General features: G+C 46.6%; 25 protein-coding genes. 4 read left to right on the forward strand and 21 right to left on the reverse strand.

The window, feature by feature from the left end; all coding sequences use genetic code 11:
• Nucleotides 1–100: 100 nt before the first annotated feature.
• Nucleotides 101–1,597: a peptidoglycan DD-metalloendopeptidase family protein gene (locus ACKKE8_RS31480; RefSeq protein ID WP_409176458.1), complete on the reverse strand. Its 1,497-nt coding sequence runs from the start codon at nucleotides 1,595–1,597 to the stop codon at nucleotides 101–103.
• A 173-nt stretch (nucleotides 1,598–1,770) separates the two neighbouring features.
• Between ACKKE8_RS31480 and ACKKE8_RS31485 the strand changes: the two genes are divergently transcribed.
• Nucleotides 1,771–2,226: a hypothetical protein gene (locus ACKKE8_RS31485; RefSeq protein ID WP_409176459.1), complete on the forward strand. Its 456-nt coding sequence runs from the start codon at nucleotides 1,771–1,773 to the stop codon at nucleotides 2,224–2,226.
• 66 nt (nucleotides 2,227–2,292) lie between these two features.
• Here the strand turns inward: ACKKE8_RS31485 and ACKKE8_RS31490 are convergent, their stop codons facing one another.
• From ACKKE8_RS31490 to ychF, 10 genes are all read right to left on the reverse strand, one after another.
• On the reverse strand, nucleotides 2,293–2,508 hold the full coding sequence (locus ACKKE8_RS31490) for a hypothetical protein (protein ID WP_020477510.1): 216 nt from the start codon (nucleotides 2,506–2,508) through the stop codon (nucleotides 2,293–2,295).
• A gap of 131 nt (nucleotides 2,509–2,639) precedes the next feature.
• On the reverse strand, nucleotides 2,640–3,926 hold the full coding sequence (locus tag ACKKE8_RS31495; protein WP_144618396.1) for an adenylosuccinate synthase: 1,287 nt from the start codon (nucleotides 3,924–3,926) through the stop codon (nucleotides 2,640–2,642).
• A gap of 181 nt (nucleotides 3,927–4,107) precedes the next feature.
• Entirely contained in the window at nucleotides 4,108–5,457 is a 1,350-nt protein-coding gene (gene dnaB, locus ACKKE8_RS31500) for a replicative DNA helicase (protein ID WP_048035469.1), read from the reverse strand.
• A gap of 24 nt (nucleotides 5,458–5,481) precedes the next feature.
• Entirely contained in the window at nucleotides 5,482–5,925 is a 444-nt protein-coding gene (rplI, locus tag ACKKE8_RS31505) for a 50S ribosomal protein L9 (RefSeq protein ID WP_409179235.1), read from the reverse strand.
• A 26-nt stretch (nucleotides 5,926–5,951) separates the two neighbouring features.
• Nucleotides 5,952–7,889 (reverse strand): DHH family phosphoesterase, encoded by a 1,938-nt coding sequence (locus tag ACKKE8_RS31510; RefSeq protein ID WP_007720189.1) that lies wholly within the window; start codon nucleotides 7,887–7,889, stop codon nucleotides 5,952–5,954.
• Nucleotides 7,890–7,893: 4 nt separating this feature from the next.
• Nucleotides 7,894–8,802, reverse strand: coding sequence for a DUF2232 domain-containing protein (locus ACKKE8_RS31515; protein ID WP_409176460.1), 909 nt, complete (start codon nucleotides 8,800–8,802; stop codon nucleotides 7,894–7,896).
• Nucleotides 8,803–8,903: 101 nt separating this feature from the next.
• Nucleotides 8,904–9,134: a 30S ribosomal protein S18 gene (gene rpsR, locus ACKKE8_RS31520; protein WP_016739387.1), complete on the reverse strand. Its 231-nt coding sequence runs from the start codon at nucleotides 9,132–9,134 to the stop codon at nucleotides 8,904–8,906.
• 40 nt (nucleotides 9,135–9,174) lie between these two features.
• A complete protein-coding gene (locus ACKKE8_RS31525) occupies nucleotides 9,175–9,654 on the reverse strand; it encodes a single-stranded DNA-binding protein (RefSeq protein WP_016739386.1) in 480 nt (159 codons plus the stop codon).
• 29 nt (nucleotides 9,655–9,683) lie between these two features.
• On the reverse strand, nucleotides 9,684–9,971 hold the full coding sequence (rpsF, locus tag ACKKE8_RS31530) for a 30S ribosomal protein S6 (RefSeq protein ID WP_007720183.1): 288 nt from the start codon (nucleotides 9,969–9,971) through the stop codon (nucleotides 9,684–9,686).
• A 143-nt stretch (nucleotides 9,972–10,114) separates the two neighbouring features.
• Entirely contained in the window at nucleotides 10,115–11,215 is a 1,101-nt protein-coding gene (ychF, locus tag ACKKE8_RS31535; RefSeq protein WP_376895160.1) for a redox-regulated ATPase YchF, read from the reverse strand.
• Nucleotides 11,216–11,429: 214 nt separating this feature from the next.
• Here ychF and ACKKE8_RS31540 point away from each other — a divergent pair, with 214 nt between their 5' ends.
• The gene (locus ACKKE8_RS31540) at nucleotides 11,430–12,053 is read left to right on the forward strand and encodes an NAD(P)-dependent oxidoreductase (RefSeq protein WP_409176461.1); all 624 of its coding nucleotides are present in this window, start codon (nucleotides 11,430–11,432) and stop codon (nucleotides 12,051–12,053) included.
• A gap of 65 nt (nucleotides 12,054–12,118) precedes the next feature.
• Here ACKKE8_RS31540 and pepF read toward each other — a convergent pair whose 3' ends face one another.
• The gene (pepF, locus tag ACKKE8_RS31545) at nucleotides 12,119–14,029 is read right to left on the reverse strand and encodes an oligoendopeptidase F (RefSeq protein ID WP_409176462.1); all 1,911 of its coding nucleotides are present in this window, start codon (nucleotides 14,027–14,029) and stop codon (nucleotides 12,119–12,121) included.
• 357 nt (nucleotides 14,030–14,386) lie between these two features.
• Between pepF and ACKKE8_RS31550 the strand changes: the two genes are divergently transcribed.
• Complete coding sequence (locus ACKKE8_RS31550; RefSeq protein WP_017246824.1) at nucleotides 14,387–14,473, forward strand: YjcZ family sporulation protein; 87 nt, start codon at nucleotides 14,387–14,389, stop codon at nucleotides 14,471–14,473.
• A gap of 219 nt (nucleotides 14,474–14,692) precedes the next feature.
• Here ACKKE8_RS31550 and ACKKE8_RS31555 read toward each other — a convergent pair whose 3' ends face one another.
• The 4 genes from ACKKE8_RS31555 to ACKKE8_RS31570 form a co-directional block, all read right to left on the reverse strand.
• Complete coding sequence (locus ACKKE8_RS31555; protein ID WP_409176463.1) at nucleotides 14,693–15,472, reverse strand: Ig-like domain-containing protein; 780 nt, start codon at nucleotides 15,470–15,472, stop codon at nucleotides 14,693–14,695.
• Between the two features lie 114 nt (nucleotides 15,473–15,586).
• Complete coding sequence (locus tag ACKKE8_RS31560; RefSeq protein ID WP_007720174.1) at nucleotides 15,587–15,796, reverse strand: DUF951 domain-containing protein; 210 nt, start codon at nucleotides 15,794–15,796, stop codon at nucleotides 15,587–15,589.
• 15 nt (nucleotides 15,797–15,811) lie between these two features.
• Nucleotides 15,812–16,687, reverse strand: coding sequence for a mechanosensitive ion channel family protein (locus tag ACKKE8_RS31565; RefSeq protein WP_409176464.1), 876 nt, complete (start codon nucleotides 16,685–16,687; stop codon nucleotides 15,812–15,814).
• Complete coding sequence (locus ACKKE8_RS31570; RefSeq protein WP_409176465.1) at nucleotides 16,684–16,965, reverse strand: DUF3343 domain-containing protein; 282 nt, start codon at nucleotides 16,963–16,965, stop codon at nucleotides 16,684–16,686. Before ACKKE8_RS31570 ends, ACKKE8_RS31565 begins: the two co-directional genes overlap by 4 nt.
• Before the next feature lie 214 nt (nucleotides 16,966–17,179).
• Here ACKKE8_RS31570 and yyaC point away from each other — a divergent pair, with 214 nt between their 5' ends.
• Nucleotides 17,180–17,785: a spore protease YyaC gene (yyaC, locus tag ACKKE8_RS31575; protein ID WP_409176466.1), complete on the forward strand. Its 606-nt coding sequence runs from the start codon at nucleotides 17,180–17,182 to the stop codon at nucleotides 17,783–17,785.
• A gap of 90 nt (nucleotides 17,786–17,875) precedes the next feature.
• Here the strand turns inward: yyaC and ACKKE8_RS31580 are convergent, their stop codons facing one another.
• From ACKKE8_RS31580 to ACKKE8_RS31600, 5 genes are all read right to left on the reverse strand, one after another.
• Nucleotides 17,876–18,775, reverse strand: coding sequence for a diacylglycerol/lipid kinase family protein (locus tag ACKKE8_RS31580; protein WP_409176467.1), 900 nt, complete (start codon nucleotides 18,773–18,775; stop codon nucleotides 17,876–17,878).
• A 167-nt stretch (nucleotides 18,776–18,942) separates the two neighbouring features.
• Nucleotides 18,943–19,656: a DUF554 domain-containing protein gene (locus ACKKE8_RS31585; protein WP_409176468.1), complete on the reverse strand. Its 714-nt coding sequence runs from the start codon at nucleotides 19,654–19,656 to the stop codon at nucleotides 18,943–18,945.
• 30 nt (nucleotides 19,657–19,686) lie between these two features.
• Nucleotides 19,687–20,841, reverse strand: a complete 1,155-nt coding sequence (locus ACKKE8_RS31590; RefSeq protein ID WP_409176469.1) for an aminotransferase class V-fold PLP-dependent enzyme — start codon at nucleotides 20,839–20,841, stop codon at nucleotides 19,687–19,689.
• Nucleotides 20,842–20,856: 15 nt separating this feature from the next.
• Nucleotides 20,857–21,702: a ParB/RepB/Spo0J family partition protein gene (locus ACKKE8_RS31595; protein ID WP_409176470.1), complete on the reverse strand. Its 846-nt coding sequence runs from the start codon at nucleotides 21,700–21,702 to the stop codon at nucleotides 20,857–20,859.
• Entirely contained in the window at nucleotides 21,699–22,457 is a 759-nt protein-coding gene (locus ACKKE8_RS31600) for a ParA family protein (protein WP_015894094.1), read from the reverse strand. Before ACKKE8_RS31600 ends, ACKKE8_RS31595 begins: the two co-directional genes overlap by 4 nt.
• Nucleotides 22,458–22,891 lie beyond the last annotated feature (434 nt).

A 22,891-nucleotide genomic window follows, 5' to 3' on the forward strand; every position in this document is an offset into this window, starting at 1 on the left:
ACTATGTACGCCATGTAAAGAAGGGCTTGGCATTCAATCCCTGCCAACAAAAAAAGGGCCCCTCCTCAGAGTTGCCCTTTCTTATCCAGAAATTACTAGTCTATTTTAAGTAACGAATCGGGTTTTGATTTCGTCCATTTTGTATAACCTCAAAATGCAGGTGGACGCCGGTCGATTGTCCAGTAGAACCCTTTACGCCTATTTTCTTTCCTTGGCTAACGACATCGCCGACGTTCACACTAATTGTGCTCATGTGACCGTACAATGTCTTCATTCCATTGCCGTGGTCAATGATAACTGATTTTCCATAGTCACCATTCCAACCAGCGAATGTGACACGTCCATTATCTGCCGCCATGACAGAACCAGAACCGGCAATATCAATCCCTTTATGCATGCTGCCCCAGCGCTTGCCGAAGCCGCTGCTGATATACCCGCTAGCAGGCCAGCTCAAACGGCCTGTACCGCGCGATGGGATAACTTTTGTACCGCGCTCCATAATTTTGGTTACAGGCTGCACAGTTACATCTTGTTTGATGACTTTGCGATTAACGACTTGTCCATTTTCTTTCACAACTTCGTACTTAACAGTTTTACTGCCGTTTTTACCTTCTTGTACGACCTTAGTTTCGCCCTTAGGAACCTTGTCATTGTTTTTAATTTGGGTATTAAAAGCAATAACCTCTTGCTGATCTACTTCCTCTTTGACTTGTACAGTAACCAGTGGACGCACTGCAGTTACATTAATTTCTTGTCCCAATTGAAGGACGGTATTTTCCGTAACACCCGGGTTATTCGCGTAAATATCTTTTGATGTAATGCCGTATTTCTTCGCGATGCAACCGATGCAATCGCCTTCTACAACCGTGTGCTTCATATCCTTGAAGGTGCCTTTTACCAGCAACTCCTCGAGTTTATCGGCAGACAAAATTTGAGATGCATCGACTGTTTCGGTTTGCATCTCTACATTTTCTTTAAATGCAACTTCTTTTACCGGATTTGGTTTGACTGGAACTGCGGATGCTGCTGCTACAACAGCCTTTTTCCCTGTCGCTGCAGGAACTCCGGAATATTTTTGCTTCACTTCAGCCAGTACTTGATCAGCCGATTGCTGGTCTGGCAGGTACCCTACTACTTTGCCGTCAATTGTCAACTTAACGCCCTGAACCTTGAGATCCGCTACGGATGCCAGAGCTTGTACAGCGGCATCGTTATTGAACTGTGCCTTGAATTCACGCTCTTCTTCGAATGTGATATAGTCAGCCAATTGCAAGCTGAGGCCTGTTTTTGACTTTTCCTCTTCCAGCTTAGCTGCTGTCCAGTTATGTATCACATTTGGATCGTTTACCACGCCAATCTCTTTGCCGTTCACACTGACATGGTAGACAGAGTTGACATTGCTTGTGTAATAGTATTGTGCAGATGCTCCACCAGCAATCGTCAATACTAGACCTGCCGCAATTGAAAGCGATTGTTTTTTATGCGACTGGATATAAGAGCTTGTACGTTTCATTGTACGTTTCGCCAGATCACTGCAATCCCGAACGATTCGTGATGACCGTTCCTGCAGCTTGGCCTTCCATTCCGACCAATGCATAACTTGTCCCTCCTGAAAACAGATACAACTTGCTCGTTCCATTTCCTGAAAATTTTTAATTTATTGACTAGGTCGTAAATCCCATATTTTAGTTTCCATTTACCTGACAAATTGCCTAAAGAAACCAACTATGTCGACTTTACCATAAGATTAACGACAACATCAAGTGTAAATTGCTGTCGAATAAAAAAATAGACACAGAGTCACTATATGTACAAACAATTGGTAGCATTTATCATATCTGGAGGCTGATATACGTGAAGGAACGTAACATTCTTGCAGGATTTCACACCGAAGACGATGCCCAAAAGGCAGAAAAAGCACTTCGACAAGCTGGTTTTTCCATCATTCAGATCGACAGAGTCGGACAATTCCCTGGTGACGGGAATGAACAAATCCTGAATCCCATATCCGGAGATTTTCCCAGCTTGGGCAACCTTACACTGGCAGCTGACTTCCCAAGCGGCAGGGATGCAAGCGTCATGGCCGCAGTAAATCCAGACGCCAGTGGCATGGCTGATCGGGGCGATGACAATTTGAATCGCAGTGTCTTGTTAACGGCAGTCGTACCAGAGGAACAAGGTGATCTAGCAACTGAGATCATCCGATCGTATGGAGGCATGATCTAAAATAAATATAGCCATCTTCCTAAATGTCTAGGAAAGATGGCTTATTTCGTTATGGGCATCTGAAACTCACACCTCTTGCATCGAGGTAACGTCTTTTAACGCAAGTCTGCGTATTTTCGTTTTCTCGGCGTCATTTTGTTGTTTGTATGTGGTGATAAAGCAGAGGTAGCCATTGTTAAAATGAGTCATGGTTCCCTTGATGACGACGCCATTGATCATCTTTACCTGTACATTTTTGCCCAGCAGCTTCATGGCCTTTTGGTCAAATCCAAAACCCATCATCACTTTTCACCTCTCCATTTCTACCTATGTCTATCCATATGCCCAGAGGGTATCGTTTCGTGTCTGTCCCCTGCAAAAAAAAGAAAGCTGCCGAATGATCGACAGCTTTCTTCTATTATATAGTCTATTGCTTATCCGTAAATGCCACGAACAATGACAGTTTGTTCACGATCCGGTCCTACGGAGAAGATCGACATTGGAATACCAGTCAGTTGCGTGATACGCTCAATGTAGTGACGAGCGTTTTCTGGCAAGTCGTTCAGATTGCGAATGCCTGTGATATCCTCTGTCCAACCTGGCAACTCCTCATAAACTGGCTCACATTTCGCCAGCAGGTTGAGGTTCGCTGGGAACGATTCGATAACTTCTCCATTGTATTTGTACGCTGTGCAAATACGTAGGGTCTCGATTCCAGACAGGGTATCCAGCTTGGTGATCGCCAAACCAGTAAGGCCGCTGACACGACGAGCGTGACGAACGACTACGCTGTCGAACCAGCCTACACGGCGAGGACGACCTGTTGTTGTACCATATTCGAAACCAACCTCACGGATATGGTCGCCAGTTGCATCTGTCAGCTCAGTCAGGAACGGACCATCACCTACACGCGTCGTGTAAGCTTTTGCAACCCCGATTACTTGATGAATCTTAGTTGGTCCTACACCAGAACCGATAGTCACACCACCCGCAATTGGGTTGGAGGACGTTACGTAAGGATACGTACCTTGGTCAATATCGAGCAATACGCCTTGTGCACCTTCAAATAATACGCGGTTGCCACTATCAATGGAATCATTGAGGACAACAGATGTATCGGTTACGTAAGGACGAATGATTTCTGCCAGAGCCAAGTATTCATCCAGAATTTCTTGAAGCTCAAAGCCAGTTGTGTTGTACATTTTCTCCAGCAGCATGTTTTTCTCTGCCAGGTTGCGCTCGAGCTTGCGAGCAAACTCTTCGCGATCCAACAAGTCAGCGATACGAATACCGATACGCGCAGCTTTATCCATGTAAGCAGGTCCGATACCTTTACGGGTCGTACCGATTTTGTTAGCACCGCGGCTATCTTCCTCTACGCCATCCAGCTTGATGTGGTACGGCAAAATCACATGCGCGCGATCACTGATTTTCAAATTGCTTGTAGAAAAACCGAAGCTGTGAATGTACTCCAGCTCTTTTACCAATGCTTTCGGATCGATTACCATACCGTTTCCGATTACGCAGGTCTTGTCACTATAAAAAATTCCGGATGGAATCAAATGCAGCTTATACTTGTTACCATCAAAAATAATGGTATGGCCTGCGTTGTTACCGCCTTGATAACGAGCCACTACCTCTGCACTTTCAGCTAGATAGTCTGTAATTTTACCTTTACCTTCATCGCCCCACTGGGTTCCGACGACAACGACTGTTGACATCGAAAAACACCTCCTGATATTATCATGTCTTTTCGGGCCTGAAACAATCTAAGTTTACTAAACGAGACTCCCCATGTCAACGCTAAATACGAACATTCATATAGTTAATTCTTAATATGTTCGGCAATTCAATATAGAAAAAAAAGCCGGAATTTCTCCGACTTTTCTTCCATTCCAACTATTAACCTGCCTGATTCCGAAAGCGATGATCCAAGTTAACGAACTTGTTGAATTCTTTCAGGAACGCCAACTCCACAGTTCCGGTCGGGCCGTTACGCTGTTTGGCGATAATGACTTCGATGACATTCTTGTTTTCTGATTCCTTGTCATAGTAGTCATCACGGTACAAGAAGGCGACGATATCGGCGTCCTGCTCAATCGACCCCGACTCACGGATATCGGACATCATCGGTCGCTTGTCCTGCCGTTGCTCTACACCACGGCTCAACTGCGACAGGGCGATAACCGGCACGTTCAGCTCACGCGCGATCCCTTTTAGCGTACGAGAGATCTCAGATACTTCCTGCTGACGGTTATCTCCTTTGCCTCGTCCATGAATCAGCTGAAGGTAATCGATCAGGATCAGGCCCAATCCCTTCTCTGTTTGAAGGCGACGGCATTTCGCCCGGATGTCCTGTACAGTAACCCCGGGTGAATCGTCGATGTAAATCGGCGCTTTCGCCAGCGTACCGATTGCCATCGTCAGCTTTTGCCAATCGTCTTCCTCTAGTGTCCCTGAACGCATCCGGGACGCATCCAGATTGCCCTCCGCACAAATCATACGCTGAACCAGCTGAGAAGCACCCATCTCCAAGGAGAAGATGGCTACGGTCTCACCTGCACGGGCTGCTACGTTTTGCGCGAGATTCAAGGCAAAAGCCGTCTTCCCTACGGAAGGACGGGCTGCCAAGATAATCAAGTCACTGCGCTGCAATCCTGCTGTCATCTTGTCCAAATCCGTATATCCTGTAGAAATCCCCGTAATATCACCGCGTCGCTGACTCAAAAACTCAATCCGCTCATACGTTTCCAGGAGGGCATCACGAATCGGTGTAAAACCGCCACTGTTGCGATTTTGGCCGATCTCCATGATGTACTTCTCCGCATCCGCAATGATCTGCGTGACATCATCCTCACGGGAGTATCCGTCATTGGCAATCTTCGTAGCTGTATGAATCAATCGCCGAAGCAGCGATTTTTCTTCTACAATTTTTGCGTAGTATTCGATGTTGGCAGCCGTTGGAACTGAGCTGGCGATTTCCGTGAGATACGTAACACCGCCGACTTCATCCAGCAGCTTGTGGTCCTGTAGATCCGCTGTAACCGTAACCAGATCGACAGGTTCGCCTTTTTCATACAGGTCCACCATCGTTTGAAAGATGCGCTGATGCGCTGTCTTGTAAAAATCCTCCGGACGGAGAATCTCAATGGCCGTGATTAAAGCTTCCTTAGACAAGAACACGGCACCCAGTACCGATTGTTCCGCTTCCTTGTTCTGTGGCGGCACACGATCCAAAAACAGGTCGCTCACGTCACACCCCCCACAATTGAGACATTATTCTTCCACAACGTGTACTTTTAGCGTCACGGTTACTTCGTTGTGCAGTTTTACTTTGATTTGTGTCACGCCCAAAGCACGGATGGCATCCATTTCGAGCTTACGCTTGTCTACTTTGATTTTAAACTGATCTTCCAACGCTTGCGCTACTTGTTTGCTGGAAATTGCACCGAACAAGCGACCACCTTCGCCTGCTTTTCCTACTACTTTCACTGTCAGCTCTTCCAGCTTTTTGCCCAGCTCCTGAGCATCCAGCTTTTCTTGCTCCTTGCGCTTATCTTCGCTGCGCTTTTGAGCGTCGAGCGTTTTCACGTTGCTATCTGTCGCTTCTTTTACCAGCTTCTTTGGCAACAAGAAGTTGCGTACGTAGCCCTCTGACAAATCCTTAACTTCGCCTTTTTTCCCTTGGCCTTTTACATCTTGAAGAAAAATGACTTTCATCATCGTTTCCCCCTTTATATTTTGGCCTATACGACCGAGTCAATCGCTTCTTTCAAACGACGTGTAGCTTCTTTAATTGATATGCCTTGAATTTGTGTCGCAGCACCAGTAAGGTGACCGCCTCCACCCAGCAGTTCCATAATGGACTGAACATTGATGTCGCCCAGAGAACGTCCACTGATCAAGATCGTATCGTCGGATCGCTCTGCAACAACAAACGACGCCTGGATACCTGACAAAGTGAGTAGCTGCTCAGCAGCTTGCGCCACCTGTACCTGCGTGTAATCCTCGGACGGATCGCCTATAGCAATCGCCATGTTGTCGCGATACGTTTCCGTGTTCATGATAATTTTTGCCCGCTTCACATACTGTCCCAAATCTTCCTTCAACAGACGCTGGACAGCCGCGGTATCGGCTCCGTTACGGCGAAGGAAAGACGCCGCTTCAAAGGTCCGTGAACCTGTGCGGAAGGCAAAGCTTTTGGTATCCACCACAATCCCTGCTAACAGTGCCGTTGCAATCAGATTGTCGATATTCAATCGCTCGCTCTGATATTGCAAGAGCTCCGTAACCAGCTCGGCCGTCGAAGAAGCATATGGTTCCAGATACAAGAGTACTGGCTCAATGAACTCCTCCGAACGTCGATGGTGGTCGATCACCACAATTCGGCTCGTTTCCGTCAACAGCTTCGGCTCAATCACCAGCGATGGTCGATGCGTATCGACGACCACCAGCAATGTGCGGCCGGAAATGAGTCGGATCGCCTGTTCTGGCGTGATAAAGGTCTCAGCCAACTCTTCATTGGCATAAATTTCTTTCATCAGACGCTCGACAGAATGATTGCCTTCGTCCATGACGATATAAGCCGTTTTGTTGTGCAGCTGCACAGCCTTCAATACACCAAGTGATGCCCCGATGGAATCCATGTCAGGCTGTTTATGCCCCATGACGATGACGTGCTCCGCCTCATGAATGAGATCACGCAAAGCATGTGCAATAACACGAGCACGGACACGTGTCCGCTTTTCCACCGCATTCGATTTCCCACCGTAGAAAGTGAGCTTGTTGCCGATTTTGACAGCGCACTGGTCGCCACCGCGCCCCAATGCGATATCCAAGCTTGATTGCGCCATTTGTCCCAGCTCAATGTAAGTAGTAGCAGCAGCTCCAACCCCGATACTAAGCGTAATCGGAATTTTGTTGTCAGCCGTCATCTCCCGTACTACATCAAGAATGTCAAATCGCGATTCTTCCAATTTATCAAGTGCTTCCCGTTCCATCAGAGCCAAAAACTTGTCGGCCGTGATTCGGCGAAGATATATGCCATGTTTGTTGGCCCACTCTGTAATCACACCAGCCACGCTTGTAGAGAGCAGCGTACGGCTCTGATCATCCATGACTTGTCCGACCTCGTCCAGATTGTCGAGGTGAATGATGGCAAGTGCAGCCTTTTCTCGATGGTAACGAGTCGTCAATTCTTTGAAGTCCGTAATGTCCTTGAAATACAAAAGGCGCTCATCAGACCGCACAATGACCTCGTATACCCGCTCGTTATAAGTAAACTCCAGCCGTTTTTGCTCCGGCTTCCAAACCAGTTGGGGGAATACCTCTTGAAGGCTTTTCCCGATCATGGATTCATCCCCGGACATATGCGTCATATACGGGTTTACCCACTCAATTGCCTTTTCCTCGTTGTATAAAAGAATTCCGATCGGCAGTTCCTGGATAACGCCTTCTCCCGCCTTCTTCACGCGATGGGTAACCGTCGCCAAATACAGGCGCAAGTCTCGTTGGAACCCCTTTTCTGCTTGAAGAGCGTAAAGAACCAAGCCAATCAAGCAAATCATGCCGATTGCCCCGTACATCCAATGGAACAAGGTCAAAATCCCCAACAACAGCAAGCTAAAGCTGAGTGCCAGGACCATGTGCATCCCGTACCAACGCTTTAACAGGAACTTGGGCATTTCCTCAGCCCCTCTTCACTCTTGTTTCCAGTTTTTCACGCAAACGAATTCCTAGGTCAAATATCCCTACTAGACTAAGTATAGTACTTAGGGGTGGAAAAATAAATAGACAGACAATGAGCACAGGAGTCAATCTCTTCCAGCCGTACAAAAAGGCAGCAAATAGACAAAAACTCAAGCCCTGCAAAACAAAAATAACATCCAGCATGACTTTCAGGTTCATCAGGGCGATTTCCCAGAATGTACCCTGCATGCTTTCAGCAAACAACAATAGACTGATCATCGCAATGAAGTAGTAATAAATTAACGAACGCGGGAAGTTCCATTCCCGAATTGGCTTCAATGCTGGAATCGGTCTGCGCAGACGTCGTCCAATCAGACTCGCCAATCCATGAATAATGGCGGTCGATAAAAAGCTGAAAATGACAAAGCTCGTAGGCAAGACGATTTTACCCAGTTCAAGGAGCTGATCAAACTGCTCTTTTGGCATCATTGCTGGACGCAGCTTAGCAACTTCTTGAATCATGGCATTAAAATCAACGTTCATCCCGAATGCCATGAATGCCAGCATGGAAACGACACTCAAAAAGGCAACACCTGCCCCTGCCACAATCGCCGGAAGAGCCGCTCCTTTTTTCGCATAAAAAATCCCCATGACTGAACCCCAAACCGCACTTGAAAAAGCAAGTGTAGCCGCAAACGGACCAGTAATGATCCAGCCCAAAAACGTAAAGGCAAGGGAGATCCAAACCATGTTAGGTACTGTTCGATTTACTGCCAAAAGGATAAAAGGCAGAGGCATCAAGAAACTGACGAGTCCTCCCAGTATGGTATATGTACTGAGAAACAGCAGCACCAGTGCGATACCCAGCATAAGGGCATTTTCAGCCAAGTGTTTCGTTTTGGACGGCATGTCAGCACCTCATTATTCATGTCTCATGTACACTTTCCATAGAAAACTATGGAAAAAAGAGGGCCACGCAATTGTGCCCCCCTTTTTATAGCTTTTGCAACTTATTCAGCAGTGTAAGGCAACAGTGCTACTTGACGGGATCGCTTGATCGCGATTGTCAATGCACGTTGATACTTCGCAGAAGTACCAGTTACACGACGTGGCAAGATTTTGCCGCGTTCGCTGATGAACTTTTTCAGCAAGTCAACATCTTTATAATCGATGTGCTTGATTTTGTTCACTTTAAAGAAGCATACTTTACGACGCTTATTAGGACGTCCTTTGCGTGCCATGATAGTCCCTCCTTCTTAGGAATGTGAAAGTTATACGATCTTAGAACGGCAAGTCATCATCTGAAATGTTGATCGGCTTGCCTGCACTCGCGAAAGGATCACCAAACGGATCATAGTCATTATTTCGTTGACCGGATGGTTTGTTACCGCCACCCATGCCCGGTCCTGGATCGTATCCTGAATTGTCTCCGCCGGATTCATTGCCTCGACCGCCCAAAAATTGAACGTTCTCCGCAACGACTTCCGTCACGTATACCTTTTTACCTTCTTTATTATCATAGGAACGTGTTTGCATACGTCCTTCGATGGCTGCTTGTCTACCTTTACGCAAATAGCTTGCGCACAGGTCGGCAAGTTTTTGCCAAGCGACAATGTTAATGAAGTCCGTTTCTCTCTCTCCCGCTTGATTGGTGCGGGGACGATTGACGGCCACAGTAAAAGTAGCAACGGCAACGCCATTTGGCGTGTAGCGAAGTTCAGGATCTTTCGTCAGGTTGCCGATGAGAATGACTTTATTCATCTTGGTTCCCCCTCTGATCGCGACAATGATTACTTCTCATCACGAACAAACATAAAGCGGATTACGTCGTCATTGATTTTCATCAGACGCTCAGCTTCCGCAACAGCATCGGAGTTCGCTTTGAAGTTCATCAAAACGTAGTAACCTTCACGGAACTTGTTGATCTCGTACGCAAGACGACGTTTACCCATTTCTTGAAGCTTAGAGATTTCGCCACCATAGTTAGTTACAACATCGCTGTAACGAGCTACATTGGATTTTACTTTCTCTTCTTCAAGGTCTGGACGCAATACATACATTACTTCGTATTGGCGCATACCTTTTCACCTCCTTATGGACTTTAGCGGCCCTGTTCGGGCAAGGAGCGAGTGCTAAAACGAAACGCACAAAAAATGCACTCCATAAATACTCGCATTATCATATTATAGCAAACCGCCTAGTTCGAATCAAGAATTTCGTACTAAACATTGAAGCGGAAATGCATAACATCTCCATCTGCCACTACGTACTCTTTCCCTTCAAGACGGTACTTCCCACGTTCTCTGGCTACTGCTACGGAACCAGCATCTACCAGATGGTCATAAGCAATCACTTCGGCACGAATGAAGCCGCGCTCGAAATCAGTATGAATCACGCCTGCTGCTCCTGGAGCCTTTGTACCCTGACGGATGGTCCAAGCGCGTACTTCTTGTACACCAGCTGTGAAGTATGTTACCAATCCCAGCAGCTTGTAAGCAGCACGAATCAAGCGGTCGAGACCAGACTCAGAAAGTCCCAGCTCTTCCAAGAACATTTCTTTGTCCTCGCCCTCGAGCTCAGCGATTTCTGCTTCTACCTTCGCGCTGATGACAACCACTTCTGCGCCTTCACTCGCTGCATGCTCACGAACTGTCTGCACATGCGGGTTGTTGTCTGCATCGTTAATGCCGTCTTCTGCTACGTTGCACACGTACAGCATTGGCTTGATTGTCAGCAGATGCAAATCGCGAATCCATTTGCGCTCTTCGTCATCGAGTTCTACACTGCGAGCAGATTGACCCTCTTCAAATGCTGCCTTCAATTTCTCCAGCACGTCCAGCTCTTGCTTGGATTCCTTGTCGCCGGATTTCACTTTGCGTGCGATGCGGTCAATACGACGATCAACAGAGTCCAGGTCAGCAAAGATCAGCTCCAGGTTGATTGTCTCGATATCGCTCAAAGGATCGACACGGCCTGCTACGTGAGTGATATTTTCATCTTCAAAGCAACGTACAACATGAGCAATCGCGTCCACTTCACGGATGTGTCCAAGGAACTGGTTGCCGAGTCCTTCGCCTCTGCTCGCGCCTTTTACCAAGCCAGCAATGTCCACAAACTCAAACGCTGTCGGAACTACCTTGTTCGGAACGACGATCTGTGTCAGCTTTTCCAGACGCTCGTCTGGCACCTCCACGATCCCTACGTTCGGGTCAATCGTACAGAACGGATAGTTCGCCGATTCAGCACCCGCTTGTGTGATGGCATTAAACAATGTCGATTTCCCTACGTTTGGAAGACCGACGATCCCGCAAGAAGCACCCATCTATATACACTCCCTTATCATCATCCTGATATCCTTTTAAGTATATAGATTTGGTTTTCAGATTACAATTGTCTCCTTGTGGAAGCTTTGTTTCACTTGTCTCCTTCTGTGCTCATCATAGCTTTAAGTGGTGGGACAAAAAAAGAAATGCTAGACTAGACAAACAGAATCTCTTTGCTCCGGTAAAATGAAAGGTAACGAGGTGACTACAAAAATGAAGCTCTTACTTCTCGGTGCCACTGGTCGCGTAGGAAGCCATATCCTCGACTATGCATTAAAAGATGGTCATGAAATAACTGTTCTCGTTCGCTCAGCAGACAAGCTCCTTCATCTGGCTGCTGAAAATCTGCACGTTCTAACCGGAAACGTCCTCGCTCAAAAGGATGTAGCCGCAGCCATGCGTGGAGTTGACGCGGTCATTAGCGCGCTCGGGACAGATAAAGCGACGACATTATCCGAAGGAACTCCTTATATAATTGAAGCAATGGAGCGAGAAGGCGTTTCACGCATTATTACGGTGGGAACCGCCGGCATCTTGCAAAGCAGAGTTTCTCCTGACCTGCTCCGCTATCAATCCAGTGAGTCCCGACAAAAATTGACGCGTGCTGCCGAGGAACATCATAAGGCATACTCGCTCTTGGAACAGTCCGAGCTCGAATGGACCATTGTATGTCCGACGTATTTGCCTGATGGCGAGTATACAGGTACTTACCGGGTCGAGGCTCACCAGTTGCCTGTAGATGGGATGCAAATTTCCGTGCCGGATACGGCGGAGTTTACGTATCAGCAGCTTTCTACTTCCGAATACATACGAGCGCGAGTTGGCATTGCCTATTGATATTTACAAGAAAAAACAGGCTCCTATCCGTAATGGAAGGGAGCCTGTTTTCCTTTGGCGTTTCTTTACTTCTCGTTTACCAGCTTTTCCAGCTCATTCAATGTCTCTTCAAAGATTTCCATCGCTTGCTCGATTGGCTGGGACGTGGACATGTCCACACCTGCTGCTTTCAGTACCTCAATAGGCGGAGCAGAGTTACCTGCTTCGAGGAAGTTTTTGCGAACCCGGTCCACTGCTGGCTGACCTTCATCCATGATTTGCTTCGCTAATGCTTGTGCAGCGGCAAAGCTCGTCGAGTATTGATAGACGTAGTATTTATAGTTGTAGAAGTGGCTCACACGTGCCCATTCCATACCGATTTCCTCATCAGAAACCATGTCTTTTCCGTAGTACTTTTTGTTTATGTCGAGGTAAATCTTCTTGATCGCTTCCGCATTCAGGGATTCCCCAGCTTGCTCCTTCTCGTGAATCGCTCTCTCAAACTCCGCGAACTGCGTCTGACGGAATAGCGTGGAACGGAAGTTTTCCAGATAGTGATTCAAGAGATACATCTTCTCTTCTTTCGTCTTCGCCTTCGCGTACATGCTCTTGAACAGCAGGGTTTCATTCATGGTAGAAGCCACTTCTGCCGTAAAGATTGGATAGTTGGACGAAATGTACGGCTGGTTTTTGTTCGTGTAATACGACTGCATCGCATGTCCCATCTCATGGGCGATGGTATACACATCATCGAGCGTACCTTGGTGATTCAACAGTACGTATGGATGTGTATCATAAGCACCCCATTGGTAAGCACCCGTGCGCTTGTCATCAGTGGAATAGACATCTACCCAGCCCCCATCGAGGCCGTCAGACATTGCCTTTACATAGTCATCACCCATCACCTGTAACCCATCAACAACAATTTTCTTCCCTTCGTCGAAGGAAATATATTTGTCATCAGATGGAACGATCGGCACGTAAATGTCGTACATGTGCAATTCCTTCACGCCAAGCATTTTCTTTTTCAAAGAAATGTAGCGATGCAGCAATGGCAGATTGTCATTCACCGTGTCAATCAGCTCATCATACACCTTCGTCGGTACGTTGTTCGGTGTCAGGCTTGCTTCCAGCGCAGAATCGTAATTACGTACAGCTGCGTAGAAATTATCGCCCTTTACTTTGGCAGCCAACGTCGATGCAAACGAGTCTTGGAAATTGATCAGTGCACCATAGTACGCCTTAAACGCTTCTCTGCGCACATTTTGATCCTTGCTTTCCAGATAGGAAATGAAGTTGGCACGCGTCAACTGAACTTCCTTGCCTGTCTCATCTTTGATTTTAGGGAACCTCACATCTTTGGACAGCATGCTGTAAATGTTGGTCGGTGCACCGCCCAACGGAGACGATTTTGCCAAGAGCTGCTCCATATCCGCAGAGAGTGAATACGGCTTCGTTCTCAGCATGTCTTCGATAAACAGCTTGTAAGGCTCAAGCTCCTTTTCGGACAGCAAGCTCTTTATTTTGTCATCGGAAATCGCAACGATTTCAGGCTGTACCCACGAGGTTTTTTCTGTGACCAGCGTGTACATTTTCTCAGCGCGGTCTCCCAGCTTTTGCAGATCAGGATTCGCGGAGTTTACATCGAGAGACATGTTTGCGTACACGTATGCTTTGTCATTTAATCGCATCAATTCAACATAGTCATCGAATGCCGCCTGCATCGCAGCAGAAGATGTACCCAGCTTGCCTTGGTGTTTCGTGAAAGCGTTTGCCAAAGATTCAACCTTAGCAACATCCTTTTCCCATTCCTTAACAGTCGGATAAATATGATCCAGCTTCCACTTGTACGCATCTGGGATCTCAGCGCGAGTTTGATAAGAAGGCTTCTCAGCAGCAAGAGCTACCGCCTGCGTGCTGTAAGGAATGAATGGTACGGATACGGTCGACAATGCAATGGCCAAAGCCGTAACTGATGCAAATACTTGCTTCTTCAAATCTCAATCGCCCCTTTTCTTCTATCTATTTTTGCCAAAATTATAAGTGTGTAATTATATTTTCACCTGCCAAATTCCTTCTTACTAATAAAAATTTTTCAAATATTCAATAATAACCGTCGATTTATCCAGAGAAAATCCCCTTTTGTGGATAAGTCTGTGGATAAGTATTTGCTAACAACTTTTTATCCCCCACATCGATTGCAGGCACTCCTTTTTTCTGCAAAAAGTTGTCCACATTTTCTGTGGATATGCTGTGAATAACTTATTTTCTTTGGAACTGGGGCATCCGCCTATACCTCGTAGTAGGTTCCTACATAGCATGAGTATTGAAACTACGGTAGGAGGTGTTAGCAAGTGGGTATCTTTAATGGCTTCGACGATTTCGCGCTGATCTTGGTTCTGTTCATCCTTCTCGTTATCGTAGGTTGCGACTGCGACTAACCTACTCCGCTGCCATCCAGCCTATCTGAAGGTAAGCTTGCATCCTCAGCAGCCTTACCTTCTCCTATTCCACATAGATCATAGCCAAGGCAATACAGCCTAGGGATAATGATCAATCATAACCAAAGTACCATCACCGGGAGATACATTTGATCGTACAAAAGGAAAAAGGATGCGCCTCTATTGGCTGCATCCTTTTTTTTTACCCACATACTTGAATTATTTAGATCCTGTCTGAAAAGTTATCCACTGCGCTTGATTTACATTACCTGCTGTGTCCTTAACCAAACCCGCAATGAGACTTACCTGATATCTCGTATGTGGCTGCCATTTTCCTTTTGGCTTCACAGACAACATCCGCTTGCTTTTGTTCCACGTAATGGTATGCGGAACGATAGCCCCTTTTTCATCTGTCACGCGAACTAATGGCCCGGCCGTTTTGCTGGAAAGGACTCCACCACCAACCAAAGCAATCTCTTCTGCAAACTGGAGTGTCACTTTATCCTGGAGCCCTACATTTTTAGCCCCGTGACCGGGCAATATGACTGCTTGTGGAGCGATATTATCCACAGGTTTTTTCGTTTGAAACGTGCTGGTCAGCTCTGGATTCAAATTGCCGCGCTGATCCTTCACTTTTTTAGCCAGCAAGCTTACTCGATAGGACGCCCCTGCTTCCAGATTTCCAACCGGATCAATCGTCATACTTCGATCTGTTTTGTTCCATTTTGCCGTAAAACGAACCTTCTTTTTTTTGGCATCCGTGAGCGAAATGATCGAGAGACCAGACTTGTCGGAGAGCTCTTGCCCATTTTTTAACGAAACCGGCCCCGAAAATGTCAGTGTAATGATTTGATCCGGGTTTATTTCCGCCGATTTGTCAGCCGGGGATATTCTCACTCCCCATTCGTTTGCCGACTTTGCCCACACTCCCTGTGATGGAAGTAGGAAAAGCGCAAGCACCACTACCCATTGCAACCACCGAGCACTCATCTTTTTCATCGAACCCCTCCCGTCTAAAACGACAAAGCCGCTCCCTGAAGCATATAAACGGGTCGCTTCATCGTTTACAGACATTGTAGAAAAAGACAGATGGGTTGATCAAAGAAAAATGGTCTATGCTTGCGGTTCTTCCTCCGCGCGAATCAGTATCTTTTTCAGCTTGCGTTCAAATTCTAGTCGTCCAATCATCACACTATGATCGCAACCCGTACATTTGATTCGCACATCCATGCCCATGCGTATGACCTTCCACGCATTCGTGCCACATGGATGTGGCTTTTTCATCTGTACGACATCCCCCAGTCCAAATTGCTTGCGTTCCATTTCTCTTTCTCCTCTCTACACTGTTCCCTTTCCAGACACCGCGACGATTTTTGGATACGGAATTTGAATGCCTCGGTTGGTTAATTCTGTCCTGATCTTCGCACGCAAATTTCGATTAACCCCGTGATGCGTGTTCGGCTTGCACTCAGCCGTAACCCGAATGATGACTTCGGAAGGTCCCAGTGCATGTACTCCCAAAATCTGTGGCTCCGCTACGATATCCGTCAATTCCGTTTGAGCCGATACCAGCACTTCTTTGAGCACAGTCTCAACTTGGTTCAGATCTTCTTCATACGCTACAGATACGTCGACAACCGCTAACGTATTTTGCAAAGAAAAGTTGGTCACTTGATTAATCGTGCCGTTTGGAAAGATGTGTACCTCACCCGTCCAGCTTCGTACCTTTGTAATGCGCAGACCAATCTCCTGCACCGTGCCCGTCAAATTGTTAATCGTTACGACGTCTCCGACAGCAAATTGGTCCTCAAAAATAATGAAGAATCCCGTAATGATATCACGCACGAGACTCTGCGCCCCGAAACCGACTGCCAGCCCCAGTACCCCTGCGCTTACCAAAACAGGGCGCAAATCAATGCCCAACAGCTGCAAGATCATGAGAATCGCCAAAAAGTAAATGCCGTACTGCACGACATTGTTGACGAGCACCCGCATCGTGTCCACTCGGCGTTGATCCATTTGAATCTTGCTTCCATGGCGGTGCTGAAACACTTTATTTACGCCTGATTGCACAACGGAAACGACGATTCGCGATAACAGGATGATCGCTGCGATTTTCAGTACAGCCATCCCTATATTTACCCACATATCGGCATCTGTCACATACGCATATACTTGGGCATAAATTTTCTCAAAAAAACCAGCTTGGTTCATTCCTCCCGCTCCTTCTGCTCCCCGTTTTCGTCAACCTCGCTATACTGGCCAAAAAACTGACGGAAGTATCCTCGTATTACCACTTGTTGTTCCATCATGATCGCTTTTGCTCGTGAGTAATCCGACAGTAGGAACTCAATGGAAAGGGCACAGCCTGCCGTTATTTCTTTCGGTGTTGGTCTTGTATCGATCTCAATATCTTCGTACTCCAGCAGCATTTCTGCCCGCAAGGCTTGCTGCGTGGAATCAAACGCGATCAGCACTGTCTCTCCTCCCATTTCACTCCCCCTCATCTTTTTCACGCAAACTGCCATAGGCTCCTCTTATTTTACCTGTTCGCTTTCATGCATGCCAGCCTCGCTGAGTTTTCAAAACCTACGTAACTTTCCCATTAGCAGGTATAAAAATGTCATATCGGTACGATACTGTGAATACTTTTATATAACCTTTTACAGGTTGGTTTAAGCCAAGTCGGCAAGAGTGGGGGTTTCCATGAGTACATCCGATAATCGCAAGGATTATTCTTTGCCACCTTTTAAAGTGGAATACCGCAGTGAAAACGCAGACGAGCATCTCGCCGGTCACCTTGCACAGCGCTTTCGCTTAAATCGGTTCGATGACGACCTTGTCATTGTATGTATTGGGACAGACCGTTCTACTGGTGATGCTCTAGGCCCATTAGTAGGAACCAAGCTCATCGCACAGTCACCTCGTTTTTTGCAAGTGTACGGAACGCTTGAGGACCCTGTACACGCCATGAATCTTAAAGAAAAATTAGAGCTCATCCACGCGAATCATCCGACAGCTACACTCATTGCAGTCGATGCCTGTCTAGGTCAATTTAGCCACGTCGGAAACATCAATGTGGTTAATGGACCTTTAAAACCAGGGGCTGGTGTAAAAAAAGAGTTGCCTCCTGTCGGTTCCTTCCACATTACCGGGATTGTCAACGTAGGAGGATTCATGGAGTATTTTGTCCTTCAAAATACTCGCCTCTCCATCGTCATGAACATGGCAGATATCATAGCTTCCGGACTGGCAAAAGCCGTAACACTGGCTTCTACGCCTAGTCGATTCGATAGTGTCTTATATGATTGACCGTTTCTTTCTGCAAAAGGTTCCATCCCTCTTTGGAAAACTTGCTTTTTGATCTGTTCTATCCCTCAACGGATGACAGGTCTATTTTTTTTATACAAAAATCGTCAGGCGCTTTTCGATCACTTGGGCACTGATCGGCGTTGGCGCTACGCTTTCTCCATCTGCATGGACAGGCAGCTGTCCCGCTGCTTGTATCGTTACATGCTTGCCCCTATAAAAACGGACACCCGGATGATGACGGTGAGCTCCTGTAAATATTTTCGGAAAAGCAGCTAACAATCCGAGTCGACTCACACCACTTACTACACAAATATCCGCAATGCCATCGTCCGGTATAGCATCGGGACAGATCAGCATTCCGCCTCCGTAATTCGGAATATTGGCAGCGACAACTAGCCAGACAGCCTCTAAACGATCCTCATGACCATCAACGTTCAATATCATATCACGTGGCTGATACGTACATACGACGCGAATCACCGATATAATGTAGGCGAGTGCTCCTAGCTTGTATCGATTCAGCCAAGCTTTGTACACAGCTTGATCCGTTATCTTTGCTACCTGTGCATCGAATCCGGCCCCGATTGAATTCACAGCTACTTTTCCATCCAATAGAATCAGATCGATTCGCTTTTCCCCTTTTTCCGACAGAATTCGCTCTAATGCCTGTAACGGTTTCATCGGAATTCCATGTCCGCGAGCGAAATCATTCCCGGAACCAGCCGGCACCAATCCAAATCGACAATCTTGATTCGATTCGTATATCCCGTTTATCACGCCTCGGACCGTTCCATCCCCTCCTACAGCAATGATTTTTTTTACTCCCTCTTTTTGAATCAGCTCTTTTGATAATTTTTCGGCGTCCCCCTCTCCTGATGTCAACCTGACATGAAAAGGCGCTCCTAGACGTCGTAGCGTCGGCTCAATTTGCCTCCATACTTTCAACCCTGTACCATTGCCCGATACAGGATTGACGATTACACCCAACATAGTAATTCTCTCCCCAACATGCTGTCGTACTGTACTGTCCCGTCCCACTTATCCATACTTGCTCGCAAATCAAGTTTTTGTATCATATTATCGCATGCTATTTTTATCGATGATAGTTGATTTTTCATAAAAAAAGACTCCTCCCGAAGGAAGAGCCTCTGTGCCACCTATGAAAACAGCTTTGAAATCCAATCTATAAAGGGAACTCCGACTGCTGCGATCATTAATGCTGGCATCATGTTCGCTACCCTTATTTGTTTGATCTCCAAAACATTTAATCCAATTGCAATAATCATCAAGCCACCTACCGCCGTTACTTCTACCAGGATCGCATCCAGCATCGTTTCGCTCACCACGCTGTAAATGCGCGTAGATAATAACGCAATCATGCCTTGATATAAAAACACGGGCACAGCCGAAAAGATGACACCGATTCCTAGCGTCGATGTGAAAATGATCGCAGAGAATCCGTCTAGCAATGCTTTCATAAACAGTACATCATGGTTGTTACGCAAACCACTGTCCAATGCACCCAGTACAGCCATGGCTCCAATACAATACACCAGCGTCGTCGTGATAAAACCAGTGGCGATACTGCCTTGGCTCCCCCCAACTTTTCTCTCCAGCCAGTTCCCCAGATTGTTTAAGCCTTTTTCAATTCCAATCCATTCACCTAGAACCGTTCCTAGCACAATACTTATAATCACGAGTAAAAAATTATCTGAACCCAGGCACATTTTAATGCCCAATACGAATACGGCCAGAGCAATTCCTTGCATGACGGTTTGTCGCATCGACTCCGGAATTCGCTTCAACATTCTGCCTAACAATGCCCCTAAGATGATTGCTCCGGCGTTGACCAATGTTCCCAGCAAGATCACTTGCGCTGTCCCCCTACAGATGCCTTACCCTTACACAAACGCTGCTGCTATTTCCCGAACAGCGTTATGAAGCGCTTCTACATCTTTCTCTGAGTTGAAGAGTCCAAAGCTGGCTCGAACCGCTCCACGTTGTTCGGTACCGGCAGTCTGGTGACCCAGTGGTGTGCAATGAAAACCCGATCTGGTCGCAATCCCGTATTGTTGATCGAGGATAAACGATACCTCTGCTGCATCCACTTCTCCGATATTAAAAGCAACCACACCTACACGTTCGGTCTCAATCCCCGGTCCGTAGACATGTACACCCTCGATTTGCTGCAATCCAATGATCGTTTGTTTCACCAATTCCCATTCGTGCTGACGAATATTGTCCACACCTTTTTCCATGACAAAATCAACGCCTGCTTGCAGCCCTGCCAAACCAACCGTATTGAGTGTCCCGCTTTCGTATCGGTCTGGACGGGTCGTTGGTTGATCGATCGCTTCAGACTGACTGCCTGTCCCCCCATGAATCAAGGGTTCGAGATCAATATCACTACGCACGTACAAACCACCTGTACCTTGTGGACCATACAGCCCTTTGTGCCCAGGAAAAGCAAGCATATCAATATTCATTGCCTGTACATCTATAGGCAAAACACCAGCAGACTGAGAAGCATCCACCAAAAACGTAATTCCGTGCTCTTTTGCCAGTTTCCCCAGTTCAGCTACAGGCAGGATGACACCTGTCAAATTGGAGGCATGACTCACAACGATTAACCTCGTCGCGGGGGTAATTGACTTGGCAAAATCCTCTACATAGAATTGATGGTCTTCTCTCGGCTCAACAAAAGTAGCTTCTACCTGGTTGTTTTTGCGCATGTACTCGATGGGACGTCTTACCGAATTATGCTCAACAGACGAAGAAATAACATGATCGCCTGCTTGTAAGAATCCTTTTATCGCCTGATTAAGCGCTTGAGTAGCATTAAGATAAAAAAAGAGGTTATTCGGGTTTTGAATCCCAAACAACCGCGACACTTGCACCCGTGTCCGAAACACAGCTTTACTCGCTTTCATCGCCAGTGCATGTCCACCTCGGCCAGGATTTGCAGCAAAATCCTCGATGACCTCCGCCATCATTTCTTTGACTGTTGGTGGCTTCGGCCATGTAGAAGCTGCGTTATCCAAATAGATGATCGCCATGACTACCTCCTGGACTTACTTCTCTATATTCAACATATCGATGATTCGCTCCAAGTCTTCCTGTGAATAGAAGTCAATCTCGATCTTGCCGCGCTTCGATCCTTTTTTAATCTTGACCGATGTCCCAAAACGACTGCGTAGCCGTTCCTCCATCTCGATCAATACTGGCTCGTTTTTCGCTGGCTTTTTCTTTTTTGTTTCACGTGAAACATTGAGCTGCTTCACAAGCTCTTCCAGCTGACGAACACTCAAACCTTTTTCCACCACGTCATTTGCAAGCTGTTGTTGTACTTTCTTATCCGTTACCCCAAGTAAAGCACGCGAATGTCCCATGGATAGTTCAGCTGCCGAGACCATTTTTCGGATCTTCTCTGGCAGTTGCAGCAAACGCAGCATATTGGCTACATGCGGTCGACTCTTCCCTATCTTTTGTGCAAGCTGTTCTTGCGTATAATCATGGTAGGAAATCAGCTTGTCATAAGCCTCTGCCTCTTCGAGTGGATTCAGATTTTCCCGTTGCAAGTTCTCGATTAGGGCAATCTCCATTAATTGCTGATCTGTGTACGCCTTTACTACTACCGGAACCTCTTTTAGCCCCGCTACCTTTGCAGCACGCAATCGTCTCTCCCCAGCTACCAGCTCATAACCTTTGATGCTTTTCCGAACAATCAGCGGTTGGATGATCCCATGCTCTTTGATCGACTGTGCCAGTTCCTCGATAGCTGATTGCTCGAATTCTTTTCGGGGCTGATAAGGGTTAGGACGAATCTCATTGATGGAAACCTCTTTTACCTGTTCCCCTTCTTCGATGAGATTGGAGGTAATAAGCGCATTCAGCCCTTTTCCCAATCCTCTACTCATACCCCTACCACTTCCTTCGCCAAATCAGTATAGACTTCCGCTCCTCGTGAGCGTGGATCGTACGTAATGATGGCTTGTCCGTGTGACGGTGCTTCACTCAAGCGAACATTTCGAGGAATAATTGTCTTGTATACTTTGTCCTGAAAATACTTTTTCACTTCTTCAATCACTTGCAAACCGAGATTCGTACGTGCATCGAGCATCGTCAGCACGACACCTTCAATGGCAAGCTGAGAATTCAAGTGTTTTTGGACCAAACGAATGGTGTTCAACAGTTGGCTTAATCCCTCTAGCGCATAGTACTCACACTGGATTGGAATTAAGACGGAATCAGATGCTGTCAATGAATTAACGGTCAAAATCCCTAAGGATGGTGGGCAATCAATGATGACGTAATCGTACTTGTCCTTGACTACTTCCAGCGCCTTCTTCAGACGAACCTCACGAGAAATCGTAGGAACCAGCTCGATTTCCGCACCTGCCAATTGAATGGTGGCAGGAATGATCATTAATCCTTCAATTTCAGTTGGCAAAGTCGCATCGACGGGGTTGATATCATTGATCAGGACATCATAAATGCAGTACTTAACATCTGCCTTATTTACCCCGATCCCACTGGTTGCATTTCCTTGCGGATCAATATCAACCAGCAGCACCTTTTTCCCCAATGCGGCCAAACAAGCACTTAGATTGACGGACGTAGTCGTTTTCCCGACGCCGCCTTTCTGGTTCGCAACCGCAATGATTTTTCCCAACATCTCCACCTCTTTTTTGTCGTGTAGGAAAGCTTGTGGCTTGACCAGTACACTCTCCAGTACGTCTTTCAAAGTCATCTTCTGTATCCTCATCTAGTTAGTCATTCGAGTCTATTTACGATTTGCTCGTATTCTTGTAAACGATGGTCTTTTATACAATTTTCTTCGTTCGCTGCCATTCAGTAACCTTTACATGGCCTGTACATGATAAGACGAAAAAGTCTCTGCAAAGTTATCCTCATTTATTATCGAGTAAACCCGCAAGTATGCACAGGTTGGTACTCTCCATGTTATCAGATTTGCAGCTTGGTCGTACGCTGTTTTTTTTAGATAGTGAGACAAAAAAGCCTGATTTTTGTCCTAGAAATGCAGATTTTCCCAGCTTTTTCATGGGAAATGCTTATTTCTGGAAATTAAATATTGCAGAAATCCTC

It is taken from the genome of Brevibacillus fortis (genome assembly GCF_046196545.1).
Taxonomy (GTDB): domain Bacteria; phylum Bacillota; class Bacilli; order Brevibacillales; family Brevibacillaceae; genus Brevibacillus; species Brevibacillus fortis_A.